This is a genomic window from Rhodococcus sp. 06-235-1A (assembly GCF_002258785.1).
GTDB lineage: Bacteria > Actinomycetota > Actinomycetes > Mycobacteriales > Mycobacteriaceae > Rhodococcoides.
The window spans coordinates 474,124-489,461 of the sequence record NZ_NOYI01000012.1 but is presented as its reverse complement, the minus strand read 5'-3'; the positions used below and the strand labels follow the sequence as shown (position 1 = coordinate 489,461).

At 64.1% G+C, this 15,338-nt stretch carries 11 protein-coding genes and 1 pseudogene; 4 read left to right on the top strand and 8 right to left on the bottom strand.

The features are described from left to right. Window positions 1-8 precede the first annotated feature (8 nt). The 6 genes from CH275_RS12775 to CH275_RS12750 all read right to left on the bottom strand — a co-directional run bounded on the left by CH275_RS12775 (window position 9) and on the right by CH275_RS12750 (window position 8,442). The gene (locus tag CH275_RS12775) at window positions 9-1,499 is read right to left on the bottom strand and encodes an aldehyde dehydrogenase family protein (protein ID WP_094678536.1); all 1,491 of its coding nucleotides are present in this window, start codon (window positions 1,497-1,499) and stop codon (window positions 9-11) included. After that, window positions 1,496-3,043 (bottom strand): acyl-CoA synthetase, encoded by a 1,548-nt coding sequence (locus tag CH275_RS12770; protein WP_094678534.1) that lies wholly within the window; start codon window positions 3,041-3,043, stop codon window positions 1,496-1,498. The genes CH275_RS12775 and CH275_RS12770 overlap by 4 nt, the downstream gene beginning before the upstream one ends. A 134-nt stretch (window positions 3,044-3,177) precedes the next feature. Beyond that, window positions 3,178-3,807, bottom strand: coding sequence for a TetR/AcrR family transcriptional regulator (locus tag CH275_RS12765; protein ID WP_306436947.1), 630 nt, complete (start codon window positions 3,805-3,807; stop codon window positions 3,178-3,180). 28 nt (window positions 3,808-3,835) lie between these two features. Next, the gene (locus CH275_RS12760; protein ID WP_094678773.1) at window positions 3,836-6,010 is read right to left on the bottom strand and encodes a 3-hydroxyacyl-CoA dehydrogenase NAD-binding domain-containing protein; all 2,175 of its coding nucleotides are present in this window, start codon (window positions 6,008-6,010) and stop codon (window positions 3,836-3,838) included. A 26-nt stretch (window positions 6,011-6,036) separates the two neighbouring features. Then, a complete protein-coding gene (locus tag CH275_RS12755) occupies window positions 6,037-7,251 on the bottom strand; it encodes an acetyl-CoA C-acetyltransferase (RefSeq protein ID WP_179276134.1) in 1,215 nt (404 codons plus the stop codon). 30 nt (window positions 7,252-7,281) lie between these two features. Next, window positions 7,282-8,442: an acyl-CoA dehydrogenase family protein gene (locus tag CH275_RS12750; RefSeq protein ID WP_094678528.1), complete on the bottom strand. Its 1,161-nt coding sequence runs from the start codon at window positions 8,440-8,442 to the stop codon at window positions 7,282-7,284. A gap of 137 nt (window positions 8,443-8,579) precedes the next feature. On the opposite strand from CH275_RS12750, the pseudogene CH275_RS12745 reads away from it, so the two are divergent. Together CH275_RS12745 and CH275_RS12740 are read left to right on the top strand one after the other, a co-directional pair. After that, window positions 8,580-8,966: pseudogene (locus tag CH275_RS12745) on the top strand (carboxyl transferase domain-containing protein); the annotation flags it as partial. A 75-nt stretch (window positions 8,967-9,041) separates the two neighbouring features. Then, complete coding sequence (locus CH275_RS12740) at window positions 9,042-10,244, top strand: MFS transporter (protein WP_094678526.1); 1,203 nt, start codon at window positions 9,042-9,044, stop codon at window positions 10,242-10,244. A gap of 30 nt (window positions 10,245-10,274) precedes the next feature. On the opposite strand, the gene CH275_RS12735 is transcribed toward CH275_RS12740, so the two are convergent. Then, a complete protein-coding gene (locus CH275_RS12735) occupies window positions 10,275-11,186 on the bottom strand; it encodes a LysR family transcriptional regulator (RefSeq protein WP_179276121.1) in 912 nt (303 codons plus the stop codon). A gap of 160 nt (window positions 11,187-11,346) precedes the next feature. On the opposite strand from CH275_RS12735, the gene CH275_RS12730 reads away from it, so the two are divergent. Together CH275_RS12730 and CH275_RS12725 are read left to right on the top strand one after the other, a co-directional pair. After that, window positions 11,347-12,657, top strand: a complete 1,311-nt coding sequence (locus tag CH275_RS12730; protein ID WP_094678522.1) for an MFS transporter — start codon at window positions 11,347-11,349, stop codon at window positions 12,655-12,657. A 65-nt stretch (window positions 12,658-12,722) separates the two neighbouring features. Then, window positions 12,723-14,207, top strand: a complete 1,485-nt coding sequence (locus CH275_RS12725) for an amidase (RefSeq protein ID WP_094678520.1) — start codon at window positions 12,723-12,725, stop codon at window positions 14,205-14,207. Here the strand turns inward: CH275_RS12725 and CH275_RS12720 are convergent. Then, window positions 14,204-15,256 carry an NAD(P)H-binding protein gene (locus CH275_RS12720; RefSeq protein WP_094678518.1) on the bottom strand — a complete coding sequence of 351 codons (1,053 nt, stop codon included), beginning with the start codon at window positions 15,254-15,256 and terminating at the stop codon, window positions 14,204-14,206. The genes CH275_RS12725 and CH275_RS12720 overlap by 4 nt on opposite strands. Between the last annotated feature and the right edge of the window lie 82 nt (window positions 15,257-15,338).

Here is a 15,338-nt window from a genome sequence, read left to right as displayed (position 1 = left end):
GGGACTGTTCAGCGGCAGTGACGAAGTCCGAGCAGTCGGTCGATCAGCGGCATGACCCATCGCTTTCTGTGTAGCGTCACCAGCTCGAATCCCGGGATACCGAATAGTTTGGTGACGCGGCTGTGGGTGCGGCAGAACTCGGCGAATCCCTCGTCGCCGTGGACGCGGCCGAAGCCGCTGGCACCGACGCCGCCTATCGGAACAGATCCCATTCCGGCAAATGCGATCACCGAATTGACGGTGACCTGACCGCAGACCAGTTGCGCGGCAATCTCTTTTCCTTGCTTGCGGGAGAACACCGATGCGCCGAGCGCGTACCGATGATCGTTGCTCAACTCTATTGCTTCGTCGATGCTGTCGACCTCACGAACGGTGACCGTGGGGCCGAAGGTTTCCTCCCGGACGGCCGAGCAGCTTTCGGGTGTGTCCACCAGGACGGTGGGTCCGACGAATCGCTTGCCGAGGGATGACAGACCGCCGATAAGTGCTCGGCCGCCGGCTACCTCGGCGTCGGTGAGGTGGCGTCGGACGATGTCGATCTGCGCGGGCATCGTCATCGGTCCGTAGGTGGCCGACGCATCGCTGCCTGGCCGGATGGCACGTGCGTGCTCGACTAGAGCGCCGGTGAACTGAGCTGCAACACTGCGTTCGACGTACACCCGCTCGACTCCGACGCACGTCTGGCCGCCGTTGGTGAATGCACCCCAGGCCACCGCCTCGGCTGCTGCAGAGATGTCGGCGTCCGCCGCGACGATCACCGGATCCTTGCCGCCGCATTCGACGACCACCGGGGTGAGAGTCTCGGCGCACGTTGCCATGATCTTCGATCCGGTCTTCGTGGAACCAGTGAACGCGATCTTGTCCACACCCGAGCGGCACAACGCGGCACCGGTCTCGCCGTAGCCGGTGACGAGAGACAGGACCCCCAGTGGCAGAGACGGATTGGCTTCGTGGAACGCGCGAACATACCGAGCGGCCACAGCGGGGGTGTACTCGCTCGGCTTGAACACGACGCAGTTGCCTGCTGCGAGAGCCGAGCCGATCGCACTGTTGGGTGCGTACAGCGGATAGTTCCATGGGCCGATGACACCCACGACGCCGAGCGCCACCGTGTCCACGTGTGCGGAGTAGTTCGCCAGCAGCAAGCCGGGGTTCACCCTCCGCGATCGGAGGAGACGAGGCGCGTTCTTCTCCGCCCACACCAGGTGTTCGAGGGTCAGAACGATCTCGAGCAGCGCGTCCTCGGCGGGCTTACCGTTCTCGCGGTGAATCAGATCGATGAATTCGGCTCGGTGACTCCAGATTTCGTGTCGCCAAGCCCGAAGGTGCCGGGCTCGATTACGCGGTGTCAGTGCCGCCCAGGTGCGCTGCGCCCTCCGCGCGAGGCCGACCGTTCGCGCGACGGACTCAGCCGAATCGACGGCGAACGAGGCGACCGGACCGTCGTCGATGGGGGAGATCGAATCGAAGGTGGTTCGTGCCTGGACCTCGGTTGTCACAGGGACGCTCCGAGCGCGTTCTTCGCAACGTAAGCGTCCCGCAAGTCGCGCTTGAGGATCTTGCCTGCCCCGCTCATGGGTAGCGCCGTCACGAACTCGATGGTGCGCGGGGCTTTGTACCCGGCCACGTAGCTGCGGGTGTGCTCGCGCAGCTCGGCGGAAGTGGGTGAGAGTCCCTCGGCCAGAACGACACACGCATGGACGCGCTCGCCCCACTCCTCGTCGGGCACGCCGATCACGGCGCAGGCCAACACTGCGGGATGCAGGCTCAACGCGCTTTCCACCTCGGCGCTGTAGACGTTCTCGCCGCCGGTGATGATCATGTCCTTGAGACGATCGACGACGAACAGGAAGCCGTCGGAGTCGAGGTAGCCGACGTCGCCGGTGTGCATCCATCCGTCACGAACAGCAGCTGCAGTCTCATCCGGCTTGTTCCAGTAACCCAGCATCACGTGTCCTCCCCGGACACAGATCTCGCCGACCGCGCCGGTCGGCATGTGCTCGTTGTCGGGTCCGAGAATCCGGATCTCGGAGTGTGGGGCCGCGCGTCCGGCCGAGCCGATGCGTTTGCCCACATGGTGTTCGGGCCACAGTAGCGACGCGACCGGCGCAAGTTCTGTCATGCCGTAGGCCTGAGTGAGGCGGGCCTGTGGGAGCCGGGCGAGAGTCCGTTCGAGGACACCGGCAGAGATCGGGGATCCTCCGTAGAGCACGCGGCTCAGCGACGAGGTGTCGAACTCGCTCAACGTGGGGTGGTCGACGAGCAGCTGAATCATCGTGGGTACCAACAACACATCGGTGATGGAGTGCTGTGCGATCGCGCCGAGGACGGCGGTCGGCTCGAAGAACGGAACCATGACATGGGTGCCGCCGAGCATGACCTGGCCCACCCATGCGGCGAGATCGGCCAGGTGGAACATCGGGGCGGCATGGAGAAGAACGGAGGCGTCGTCGAGCAGCTGTCCGGTTGCCACCGTTCCCAGGCCCGAGGTGACCAGGTTCGCGTGCGAGAGCATGACTCCCTTGGGGAATCCGGTGGTGCCGCCGGTGTAGAAGAGGCCGGCCAGGGCGTCGCCGCTGCGTCGTACATCGGGAACGGGATCGTGGGATGCCACCAGGTCCTCGTACGACACCATGCCGTCGGGGGTGGAACCGTCGCCGCAGTAGACGACGGTCGCCAAGTCGGGACACGACGCGCGTAGAGCCGGAACCATTGCGCCGAAGGTGTCGTCGACGATCAGAACCTTGGTCCGAGAGTCGTTGAGCGCATAGGCAACCTCGACGGGTGACCACCGGATGTTGACGGGATTGAGGACGGCATCGGCCCACGGGACCGCAAGCAGGTACTCCGAGTATCGGTCGCTGTTGAAGGCGAGCATGGCCACTCGATCGCCGCTCTCGACACCGACGGAATGCAGACCGGCCGCCAATCTCGCCACGCGGTCGATCTGCTCCGAGAAAGTCCGCACACGATCGCCGAACACCGTTGCTGCGCGATCGGGTGTGGTGGATGCGGATCGATGGAGGCCTTGAGTGAGATACATGGCGAGGTCCCTTGTGCGAGAGGGGGCGACATGCGCCCGGGTGAATACGGCCACAGTTCCACCTTGTTGGCGCGGTGTCAATAGCGTCGATATGCAAGGGCAGCTGGAGGCATACGGCGAAAAGAATTGCCCGGCTAACGATCTGGGTCGTCGTCGAGAGAACGTGCGGTCGCGAGAACGGTGACGAGTACGTCCGTCAGCAATACTTCCACCTGTTCACGGGTCAGCGTGCCGCGCACCAGCCACTCGCGGCCTGCTGCCTTCACCATGCCGCCGAATGCTCGCACGGCGGATGTGGCGATGCGTCTGTCGCCGCGGCGCGCATCGAAAGCCGTTGCATCCAGGACACGCTCGGCAGCAAGGTCGTCTGCCTCGTCCAGAATCTGCGCCACCTGCTCGTCCACGCCCGAGCCGCTCGCTACCGACACCCACGCCGTGCCGTGCGTTTCTATGACACCCACCAGCCAGTGGACGCTGCCACGGGCGCGTTCCTCGAGCGAACCCGTGGGTAGATGAACATCCTCGATCGGCGGCACGGTGACCAGAAAGCGAACGCACTCGAGATACAGATCGCGCTTGCTGCCGATGTAGTGGTGGATGAGTCCGCGTGCGACACCGGCGGTCGCGGCCACGTCGGCCATCGAGACCTCGGCATACGGCTTGTCGCCGAACAAGCGAACGGCGGCGGCCAGGATCTGCGTCCGTCGCTCGTCCGGTTCCAGTCGGTTCCACTTGGGTGTACTTGCAGCCGGCATGGTTCTCATGATTGCACCGAGGTGACGCGGGGACGCTTCAGAGGTACCGCTCGGTGCGCGAACGCAGCGACCTCGGCACGACGAAGCGATCCCCATATCGTGCCCTCAGTTGGTCTGCCCGCGCTACGAATCCCGGGAGTCCGCCGTCGAACTGGTTGACGAACTGCAGCACGCCGCCGGTCCAGGCCGGGAAGCCGATACCCAGAATGGAGCCGATATTGGCGTCGGCGACGGTTCGGAGGACGCCTTCGTCGAGGCACGCGATCGAATCCAGTGATTGGGCGACGAGCATCCGATCCATCATGTCCTCGAACGGAATTCCGTGATCGGGGCGGTGGTAGTGCTGCGCCAGGCCCGACCACAACCCGGCCTTGGTGCCGTCCTCGGCGTACTCGTAGAAGCCACGCCCGGCCTTGCGGCCCGGTCGGTCGAACTCGTCGACCAGGCGATCGACCAGGGCGTACGAATTCGAGACGATCCAGGGGCGACCGTCGGTGCGAGCGGCCTCGGCCATGCCCTCGCGGATGTGTCGGGACAGGGTCAACGAAATCTCGTCCATCAGAGCCAGGGCACCGGACGGGTATCCGGCCTGGAGCGCAGCCTGCTCGACGGTGGCAGGGTGCACGCCCTCGGCCACCAACGAGATCGCCTCGTCCATGAATCTGCCGATGACGCGAGTGGTGAAGAAGCCGTGACTGTCTCCGACGACGATCGGCGTCTTGCCGATCAGGCGAACGAAGTCGAACGCGCGGGCCAGCGCGGCGTCGCTGGTATGTTCTCCCACCACGATTTCCACCAACGGCATCTTGTCGACGGGAGAGAAGAAGTGCGTGCCGATGAAGTCCGCGGTGCGCGCGACTCCCTCCGACAGTGCGGTGATCGGCAGTGTCGATGTGTTCGAGCACAGCAGGGCGTCGGCAGTCAGGTACTTGTCCACGTCCTCGAAGGCACCCTGTTTGACGGCGGAATCCTCGAACACGGCCTCGACGACCAGATCGCACCCCTCGGCATCGGCCGCGTCGGAACTGGGCGTGATGAGCGTGAGCACCGCATCGGCGTCGGCCTGGGTCTTTCGTCCCTTCGCGACGGCTTTGCCGAGAATCGACCGTGCGTAATCCTTTCCTCGCTCGGCGGATTCGATCGAGACATCGCGGAGGATCACCGGAACGTGTGCGGAGGCGACGACGTAAGCGATGGCGGCCCCCATCATTCCGGCCCCGATCACCAGCACCTTCTTGGGGACGCGATGAGGTTCGGCCGCCGGGCGGGAACCACCCTTGGTGATGGAGCCGAGATCGAAGAACATCGACTGGATCAGGTTGCCCGAGATCGGCCCACAGGCGAGCGACGTGCAGTAGCGAGTTTCGACGAGCGAGGCGGATACGAAATCGAGCACCGACCCCTCCACTGCCGCGGCAACCACTGCGATCGGTGCCGGCATCGGCGCGCCCTTGACCTGCTTGCGCACTGTGGCGGCGAATGCAGGCAGCTGCGCGGCCACCGCCGAGGAAGCCGCGATGCCACCGGGAATAGTGAATCCCTTTTTGTCCCATGGTTGTACGGCATCGGGGTTGGCGATGATCCAGGCACGTGCGTTCGCCATCATCTGATCTTCGGTGGCGACGACCTCGTCGACGAGCCCGAGTTCGAGGGCCTGCGACGGCCGATACCGCTGTCCCTGGCCTACCACCTGCGTCAGAGCCTTGACGATGCCGAACATGCGAACCGTCCGGGTGACGCCGCCTGCCCCGGGTAGTAGCCCGAGGGTGACCTCGGGAAGCCCGAATCGAGCCTTGCTGTTGTTCAGGGCAATTCGATGATGACAGGCCAGGGCGATCTCGAAGCCCCCGCCGAGCGCGGTGCCTCCCAGTGCGGCCACGACCGGCTTGCCCAGCGTCTCGAGACGGCGGAACTTGTCCTTGGTGAAATCGAGAGCATCCGCGATTGCCGCGTGGTCGGACGGACCGGCGTCACGCAGCAATTCGAGGTCGCCACCGGAGAAGAACGAATCCTTCCCCGAGGTGACGATGATGCCGTCGAACGCATCGACATGTGCCTCCAGCCAGTCCACGGTCTGCTCGAGCGATTCACCGAACGCGGCGTTCATGGTGTTGGTGGACTGTGTTGGATCGTCCATCGTCAGCACGAGGATACGGTCGATACCGATCTCGCCGGTGATGGTTGAAGTACGTAGTGCAGCTGAGCTGTTCATCGGATCCTCGGTTTCGTGCGGGTTGTTCACAGGCGCTCGATGATGGTGGCGACGCCCATTCCGGCACCGATGCAGAGCGTGATCAATGCGTAGCGCTCGCCGCGGCGCTCGAGCTCGTCGAGAGCCATTCCGGTCAGGATTGCTCCGGTTGCGCCCAAGGGGTGGCCCATGGCGATCGCGCCACCGTTGACATTGATGCGGTCGTGGTCGATGTGCAGCTTCTTCGCGTAGTTCAGCACTACGGAGGCAAAAGCCTCGTTGACCTCGAACACCGCGATGTCGTCGAGGGTGAGCCCCGCTGCGGCCAACACCTTGTGTGTCGCCGGAACCGGGCCGGTGAGCATCAGCGTCGGGTCGGATCCGGCGACGACGCCGGCCACCACGCGTCCACGTGGAGTCAATCCGCCTGCGCGACCGGCCTCTTCGGAGCCGATGAGAACCATCGCGGTGCCGTCGACGATTCCGGACGAGTTGCCGGCATGGTGCACGTGCTCGATTCGCTCGACCTCGGTGTACTTCTGCATCGCGACGGCGTCGAACCCGGCGAGCGAACCCATCTGTGCGAAAGATGGTTTCAGGGCGGCGAGGTCGGTCGTGGTGGTCTCGGGTCGCATGATCTCGTCGTGATCGAGCATCAGCCGGCCGTTCGTGTCGAAGACCGGGATGACCGACTTCTCGAAGTGGCCCATCGACCAGGCGTGTGCCGCTCGTTGCTGACTGCGCACAGCGTAGGCGTCGACCTCGTCCCGATCGAACCCCTCGATCGTCGCGATGAGATCTGCGCTGACTCCCTGTGGGACGAAGTAGCTGCCGTAGTTGGTCATCGGGTCGCACGGCCACGCGCCGCCGTCGGCACCGAGCGGGACGCGAGACATCGATTCGACACCGCCTGCGACGATGAGCCGATCCCATCCGGACCGAACACGTTGTGCCGCAGTGTTGACGGCCTCCAGCCCCGATCCGCAGAAGCGGTTGAGCTGAACGCCGGCCACGCTGTCCGGTAGGCCGGCCACCATCGCGACGGTTCGGGCGATGTCGCAGCCCTGATCGCCGACCGGGGTGACGACACCGAGCACGATGTCGTCGATCAGGGCCGGATCGAGCTGGGAGTGTCGAGAGAGCAACGTCGACAACGTGTTCGCGGCGAGGTCGACCGGCTTGATGGTGTGCAATGAGCCGGAGCTCTTGCCGCGGCCACGTGGGCTGCGCACTGCGTCGTAGAGGAATGCCTCCATGGTGATGCCTTTCTGGGGCAACAAGATTGCCGAGTTCTACAAGGAGCGGGAAATGAGGTCTTTCATGACTTCGTTGGCACCGGCGTAGATGCGGGCGATGCGGCCGTCGACGAACATGCGGGCGATGGGGTATTCCTCCATGTAGCCGTATCCACCGAAGAGTTGCAGGCAACGGTCGACCACCTCGAACTGGCGGTCGGTGGTCCAGTACTTGACCATCGCGGCGGTGGTGACGTCGAGTGTGCCCGAAATATGCTTGGCCACTGCGTCGTCGACGAAGGTACGGACGACGCGGCCGATGGTGGCGCATTCGGCGAGCTCGAACTTGGTGTTCTGCAGGTCGAACAGTGTCTTGCCGAACGCGTTGCGCGACTTGGTGTAGTCGACGGTCTGCTCGACGGCGGCCTCGATCATCGCAGCGGCCGCGATCCCGCAGATCAAGCGTTCCTGGGGGAGTTGCTGCATCAACTGCGCGAAGCCGCGTCCTTCTGCGTCGCCGAGGATGTTCGTGGCAGGGATGCGGAGGCCGTCGAAGGTGAGTTCGGCGGTGTCCTGGCCCTTCTGGCCGATCTTGTGCAATACCCGTCCGCGGTGGAAACCTTCGGTGTCGTCGGAGACCTCGGCGACGAGTAGAGACAGTCCCCGGGCTCCTGCGGACGGGTCTGTCTTGGCGGCGATGATGATCAGATCGCAGTGAGCTCCGTTGGAAATGAACGTCTTTCCGCCCGTGATCACGTAATCGTCTCCGTCACGTACCGCGCGGGTAGTGATGCCTTGCAGGTCGGATCCGGTGCCCGGTTCGGTCATGGCGATCGCGCCGATCCATTCGCCCGAGCACAGCTTGGGCAGCCAATGCTGCTTCTTCTCCTCGGAGGCGTAGGCCAGGATGTAGTGCGGAACGATGCCGCTGTGCACGCCCAGCTGCATGGCCGAGTCTCCGGCACGGACCTGTTCCTCGAACAACACCGCCTCGTGACGAAAGTCGCCGCCGCCACCGCCGTACTGCTCGGGTACCGACATGCCGAGTAGCCCGAGGCTGCCTGCGGTTCGGTACACCTCGCGGCTGGGGCGACCGACCGCAGCGAATTCCTCGCGGTGCGGCGCGACCTCCTTCTCGAAGAATCCTCGGGCGAGCTGTCGGACGTCGGAGAGCTCGATGGTGAGGTCTTCGCTGGTGCGGTCTGCGAGTGCAGTCATGGTGGTTCCTCGGCTCGAAGCGCACACTTTGATTTGTTGGCGCTGTGCCAATAATGATTGCGCGACGTTGCCGTGGATGTCAACCACGGGTGCTCCTCGAGCCGCCGAGCTCGAAGTCAGGTCAGAATTCATCCAAAACTCTGTCACTGTTGCTGGGCCAGGGGACCGGCGGCGGCGCGCTCGCTCTGGTGCCCGCGGACCGTGTTCTGGCAGCCCAGCACGCATGGCTGTCGCCACTGCCGCCCGAGGGTGCGTCGGCCATCGTGCATCGGGACACTGCTCATGCGGCCGAGATGGCCACCAAGCAGGGTGTCCGCTCGCTCGATCTCTTCCGAGCCGGCGTCGTCGACATCATCATTCCCGAGTTGCCCGACGCGACAGACGAATCACAGCAGTTCTGTGACCGCGTGGGTGCCGTCCTGCACCGGGAGCTCGCCGACCTGATCGCCCAGGACCCGTCGATGCGGATGATCGCCCGCGAAAAGCGTTTCAATCGAATCGGTTTCGCTGCCACCGCGGTGTGATGTCGGCGGCCGTTGCAGAGTTGGGCCTGTCCTTCGTTACCCTTACGGAACAGCGAGAGAACAGGGTAATTCACAGTGTCCGATATCGATGCCACTTCGGCACGCACGGCTGTGGCGGTGCGGGCAACCTATGCAGCGTTCATCGGGGCCGGTTTTGCCTTCGCCAGTTGGGCTTCTCGAATCCCACAGGTGCGCGACCGCCTCGAACTCACCTCGTCCCAACTCGGAATCGTGCTGCTCGCCATTGCAGTCGGATCCCTGCTTGCGCTGCCGATGTCCGGAATCATCATCAACCGCTTCGGGTCTCGACGCACGGTCACCGTGATGTCCCTCGTTCTCGCTGCGGGTCTGACCACCATCGCCACCGGCTACCTCGTGGGTGTAGTGCCGTTGCTCATCGGACTGTTCGTGCTCGGATTCGCCAACGGTGCATGGGATGTCGCCATGAACGTCCACGGTGCGGTGGCCGAACGTCGGCTCGGGCGCTCGATCATGCCGCGGTTCCACGCGGGTTTCAGCGCAGGCACTGTGGCGGGAGCGCTGATCGGCACTGCGATGGTGGCGCTGAACATCTCCGTCACGGTGCACCTGCTGACGGTCGCAGTCGTGATCGCCGGAGCCATTCCGTGGGGAGTTCGCCATTTCCTGAACGAATCCGATGCCGAACCCGAACAGCCGACCCCCGATTCCACGCGGCCGCACGCCCTCGCGCGGTGGAAGGAGCCACGCACCCTGCTGATCGGCGTCGTCGCCTTGTCCTTCGCGTTTGCCGAGGGCAGCGGAAACGATTGGCTCAACATCGCATTGATCGACGGTTACGACGTGTCGGCTGTGGCCGGAACCCTCGGGTTCACCACGTTTCTGGTCGCCATGACCGCTGTGCGGTGGTTCGGAAACGGGCTCCTGGATCGGTACGGCCGCGTCGTCGTACTGCGCGGTCTCGCGGGCGTATCGGTGGTAGGTGTGCTCTTGTTTGTGCTGGGTCCGGTTGTGCCGCTGGTCTTTCTGGGCGCATTTCTGTGGGGATCGGGCGTGTCGCTCGGTTTCCCTGTTGCCATGAGCGCGGCGGCCGACGAGCCTGCCGCCGCAGCTGCGCGCGTGAGTGTGGTGGCCTCCATCGGGTACTTCGCCTTCCTGGGCGGCCCGCCCCTCATCGGCTTCCTCGGCGGTCATGGTGACGTGCTCACCGCACTGCTCGTCGTGGCCGCCCTTCTTGCGGCTTCGCTGCTGGTGATGGGAGCGCTGCGACCATTGCCGGGGTCGAACTCCCGACACTGATGCTGTGCCACTGACGATCGGGGCGTTCCGCTACCGGACTTCCGATACCGCAGTCGAATACGATCGGCGAATCAATTCGAGAACTCTGTCGACGACTGGATCGTGGTGGATCTTCCTGGCGACGAACAAGGTCTGTGTCGTGTGACGGTCGTCGTCCAAGCCGACGAAGGTGATTCCTGGGCTGGTCGCGTCTCGAACTCCGCCCGGCACCAAACATACACATCCGCCGCCCGCGACAAGCGCAATCAAGCCCGGCAACGTGGTCGCCCGCCCGCCGTCGCGCGGCTCGAAACCCGCTTGGCGACAGTACGAATAGACGGCTTCGGCGAGGCCCGGCATATCGGCACCCGAGGGCAGAGCGAACGGCTCCTCGCGGAGATCGGACAGTGAGACCGATGTTTCGGATGCCAGGCTGCCGTCGGAGGGAACCGCGAGAGCGAAGCGTTCGTCTTCCAGCATCGAGATATCCAATTCGTGGGAATCCAGAACAGGAGCGCGGATGAGGGCAACGTCGAGGCGGCGTTGTCGGACCATGTCGGTCATCTCGCCGGAATTGTTCTGGTGCAAGTGAAGTCGCACACCAGGCAGGTGTGTGTGAAGGAGTCGAACAAGGTCCGGTAGAAGTCGGTAGGAGACACTGGTGACGAATCCGAGGCGAAGCACGCCCTCGGCACCCGAGTCGATCCGGTGGGCTCGTTCGACCGCGGACTGTTGAGCATCGAGCAGGTGCCGCGCATCCACGGCAAACGCCACGCCGGCAGGGGTGAGTGTGACTCTTCGGGTACTGCGTTCGAGAAGCCGAACCCCGATCACCTTTTCGAGTCGATTGATTGCCTGGGTGAGTGGGGGTTGGCTCATGGACAGCCGTTCTGCGGCTCTGCGAAAGTGCTGTTCCTCCGCGAGTACGAGAAACTGCTCGAGAAGCCGTGGCGAGACATCCATATGTCGAAACGTATCAAAACTGCAGGAATTGATATTTGATAATCGATCGGCGGGACGGTTATCTATGTGACGTGAGCCACTCAACGACCTCTGCAACGCCTGATTCCGTGATCCTCGTGGGAAACGACTACCCGAGCACCGAAACCACGGAGGCTTCGTCATGAGCGCATCGTCCACGTTCGATGGCGTACAACCCAGGATGGACCGGCGTCGCCAGCTGATCACCGGAGGGGTCGGGCACCTGATCGAGTACTTCGACTGGAGTGCGTACTCGTTCCTGGCGATCTACTTCGCCAACCAGTTCTTTCCGGGTGGCGAATCCTCGCTCGTCCCGTTGCTCAGTACGTTCGCGGTCTTCGCCGTCGGATTCCTGGCGCGGCCGGTGGGTGGAATCGTGCTCGGGAAGATCGCCGATCGACGCGGGCGAAAAGCTGCGCTGAGCCTGTCGGTTGCGATGATGGGGATCGGCAGCCTGATCATCGGCCTCTCTCCGACCTATTACCAGGTCGGTGTGCTGGCACCCATCATTCTGGTGATCGCGCGTCTCGTTCAGGGATTCTCGACGGGCGGCGAATTGGCAACGGCCAGCGCCTTTCTGATGGAGTCGGCACCCCCGGACCGGCGTGGCACCTTCACCAGTTTCACCAATGTCACCTCCAGCGCGGGCAAGGTCGTGTGCCTCGGCATCATCACCGGCCTGGTTCAACTGGTGGGATCGGAGAACATGAGCGAGTGGGCCTGGCGCATTCCGTTTCTGATCGGTGCAGGGGGTGCGGTGGCGGCATGGTGGATACGTCGACGGGCGCAGGAGACGCTCTCGGCAACAACCGATGCAGGCGAAACGGAGCAATCGGCGCGCCTGGATCGTGCAGGTTTCGCCGTGCTGTTCACCGATCACCGCGGCGCGCTCTGGAGAGCATGTGTGATCGCGTCTCTGACCAGCGCAATGTTCTACGCCTGGGGCACTTTTGTTCCCACGTGGGCGGTGCTGACCGAGGGGCTGGACAAGGAAAGCGCCGTACTGATATCGACCGTCGCGTTCGTCTTCTACGGTCTTCTTCAGGTTCCGCTGGGACGACTGTCCGACAGGATCGGACGACGACCGATGCTCCTGACATTCGCCGTCGGTAACAGTGTGTCGACCGTCCCCCTGTTCCTCCTGATTTCCTCGAATGTCCTGGATACCTTGTTCGTCCAATGCGCAGGGCTCGCTCTGACCGCCATCATGATGTCGATCAGCGGTGCCATGCTCGGCGAGATGTTTCCCAGTCACGTACGGGTCCTGGCGACAGGCACGGCGATGTCGTTCGCAACAGCGATCTTCGGCGGCACCGTGCCCCTGATCGGGACCTGGCTGCACAGTGCAGGGGCGACCGGGCTCTTTCCGATCTATCTCGTCGTCCTCAACGTCGCCGGGTCGATCGCGCTGTGGCGAATTCCCGAAACGGCCCACGCGCCACTTCCTGCCTGACACCGACGCCGGTGATCGACTGCGTAACGCGTCGGCCGCGACGAGCGCCGCACTAAGCTGACGCCATGCGTATCGACGAGTATCGGAAGCGTGATGGGCTGGGACTGGCGGAGCTGGTAGCCAATGGCGAGGTCACGCCCCGTGAGCTACTCGATTGTGCATCGGCGCATGCGAAGTCGGTCAACCCGGCTCTCAACGCAATCGTGCGTCCGATGCAGGAGCAAGCCGAGCAGCGGCTGTCCGGAACGCTCGGTGGCCCGTTCGCCGGTGTGCCGTTTCTGATCAAGGACCTCTCGCAGGACTACGCCGGCCTGCCCACCTCGAGCGGAACGAGTGCGCTCACCGACCTGCCGATGCCCGAGCATGCAACTGTGGTGCAGCGCTGGCTGGACGCAGGCCTGGTCATTTTCGGAAAGACGAACACCCCGGAGTTCGGTGCCAAGGGGATCACCGAGCCGACGGTGTTCGGTCCCACTCGAAACCCGTGGGATCGCACCAGAACTCCCGGCGGGTCGTCGGGTGGATCCGCTGCGGCCGTCGCGGCGGGGATCGTTCCGGTGGCCGGAGCGAACGACGGTGGCGGATCCATTCGCATTCCGGCGTCGTGCTGCGGGCTGGTCGGGCTCAAGCCGGGTCGTGGACTGGTGCCGTCGGGACCTACCTTCGGTGAGCCGATGCACGGGGCAGCGGTGCAAGGCGTCGTGTCGCGGTCGGTTCGAGACACCGCAGCGATGCTCGACGTGCTGGCCGGCGGCGAGGCGACGTCCGGCTATCTGCCCTCGCGTCCGGGCGGCACGTTTCTGTCGGGAGTGGACAAGGACCCCAAGCCTCTGCGCATCGGCATGTATGCCGCGACATCGATCAATCCGACGCCCCACCCGCAGGCCGTCGCCGCGATGGAAGCGGCTGCGAAGACACTCACCGACCTCGGCCACACCGTCGAACTTCTCGACGCCCCGCCGTACGACGACTCGAGCCTCAATCGCGAATTCCTGCTGGCCTGGTTCACGTACCTGGCGTGGGAGATGGACGAGGTGAAGCGCCGAACCGGTTGTGGCGATGACGCATTCGAGCGCGACACCCGAATCATGGCGGCGTTGGGCAGATCCGCCAGCGGCGTCGACTACCTCGACGCCGTGGAAGGTCGCCACGTCCACGTGCGTGCGTTGGCCACCTACTTCGAAACCTACGATCTGCTGCTCACGCCCACTCTCGCGGAACTGCCTCCGAAGATCGGTGCATTCGATCTCGCGAAGCCACTGCAGGTGGCATCGGAGTTGTTGTTGCGCAGTAGAACTGCCGGAATCCTGCGATACACCGGCATCGTCGATCAGATGATCGACGACAACATTTCGTGGATTCCGTACACCCAGCTGGCAAACGTGACCGGGCGGCCGGCGCTGTCGCTTCCCCTGCACTGGACACCCGACGGTCTTCCGATGGGTGCTCACTTCACCGCACCGCTGGGCGGTGAAGGGTTGCTCGTCCGACTGGCGGGACAGCTGGAGCGAGCAACACCGTGGTCGCATCGCTACGAGAGCATCGACTAGCGCGTCGCTCCGAGCTGAGCCTTACCCACCATTCCGGACGGCCGTTGACGCACTCGACCGTTCACGATGTCGACGACCCCGCCCGCCCACTCGGGATCGGTATCGGCTGCGGCCTGCGGATCGGCATGCGTGTCGGTGCCCTCGTCGGCGGTGACGGTGATGGAACGCTGCAATGCCTCTCGGACGCTCATCAGGGTGGTGCCCGGCTCGGTGAAGATGTCCGTTGCCGCATTTCCGCGGCGCACCACCATGTCGTGAGTGAGGCTGTCCACCAACGAGATCACCGTTCCCGGCGGCATACGCGTGATGGTGGCGACGGCGCGGCCCACCAATCCGGTCGGCAACAGCGGGACGGGAATCTGTGCTCGGCGCAGACCCGCGACGCTGCCGTATGCCTGCAGCAGTTCCGGGTAGCTCATCGTTTCGGTGCCGCCGATGTCGAACGAACCCGGACGCGCGGTCTCGCCCAGGGCTCGGGCGATGATGGCGACCACATCCACGACGGCAATCGGCTGGACCTGCCTGCGCATCCACGTCGGAATCGGCGTCAGCGGTAAGCGCTCCGTCATACGTCGAACCAACTCGAAGGACGTCGATCCGGAACCGAGAATGATGGCCGCACGTAGCACTGTGGCGTCGACGGAACTGTCGAGAAACGTTTCCTCGACCTGCAGGCGCGAGCGCAGATGATCCGACAGAGGCGTGCCGTCGTCAGGAATGAGACCGGAGAGATAGACGATCCGCTGCACACCGTTTCGCTCTGCCGCAGCGGCCATCGATTGCGCAGCGTGCCGATCCTTCTCGACGAAGTCGCCTTCGTCCATCGAGTGAACCAGGTAGACGACGGCATCGACGTCTGTGGTCGCGGTATCGAACGTCTCGTGCTCGTCGAGGTCGAAATGCACAGCGGTGACCTGGGCACCCCAGGCGAAGCGCGACTTCTTCGCGGGATCACGCATGGCCGCGTGGACGTCGTGACCCTGTTCGAGGAGCACGGGGATCAGCCGCGACCCGATGTATCCGGTTGCGCCGGTGACCAGTACTCGCATGGCATTTCTCGTTTCTGTAGACAGAGGTCATACCCGGTGCGGGCAGTCTCACTCCCCGCAGTCGGAGTCAGATGACAGACTG

Bases quoted from the DNA above. Each gene is read 5' to 3' on its own strand.
- CH275_RS12770 (WP_094678534.1), bottom strand. From the start codon at position 3,043: ATGTATCTCACTCAAGGCCTCCATCGATCCGCATCCACCACACCCGAT.
- CH275_RS12735 (WP_179276121.1), bottom strand. From the start codon at position 11,186: ATGGATGTCTCGCCACGGCTTCTCGAGCAGTTTCTCGTACTCGCGGAG.
- CH275_RS12750 (WP_094678528.1), bottom strand. From the start codon at position 8,442: ATGACTGCACTCGCAGACCGCACCAGCGAAGACCTCACCATCGAGCTC.
- CH275_RS12730 (WP_094678522.1), top strand. From the start codon at position 11,347: ATGAGCGCATCGTCCACGTTCGATGGCGTACAACCCAGGATGGACCGG.
- CH275_RS12765 (WP_306436947.1), bottom strand. From the start codon at position 3,807: ATGAGAACCATGCCGGCTGCAAGTACACCCAAGTGGAACCGACTGGAA.
- CH275_RS12760 (WP_094678773.1), bottom strand. From the start codon at position 6,010: ATGAACAGCTCAGCTGCACTACGTACTTCAACCATCACCGGCGAGATC.
- CH275_RS12725 (WP_094678520.1), top strand. From the start codon at position 12,723: ATGCGTATCGACGAGTATCGGAAGCGTGATGGGCTGGGACTGGCGGAG.
- CH275_RS12720 (WP_094678518.1), bottom strand. From the start codon at position 15,256: ATGCGAGTACTGGTCACCGGCGCAACCGGATACATCGGGTCGCGGCTG.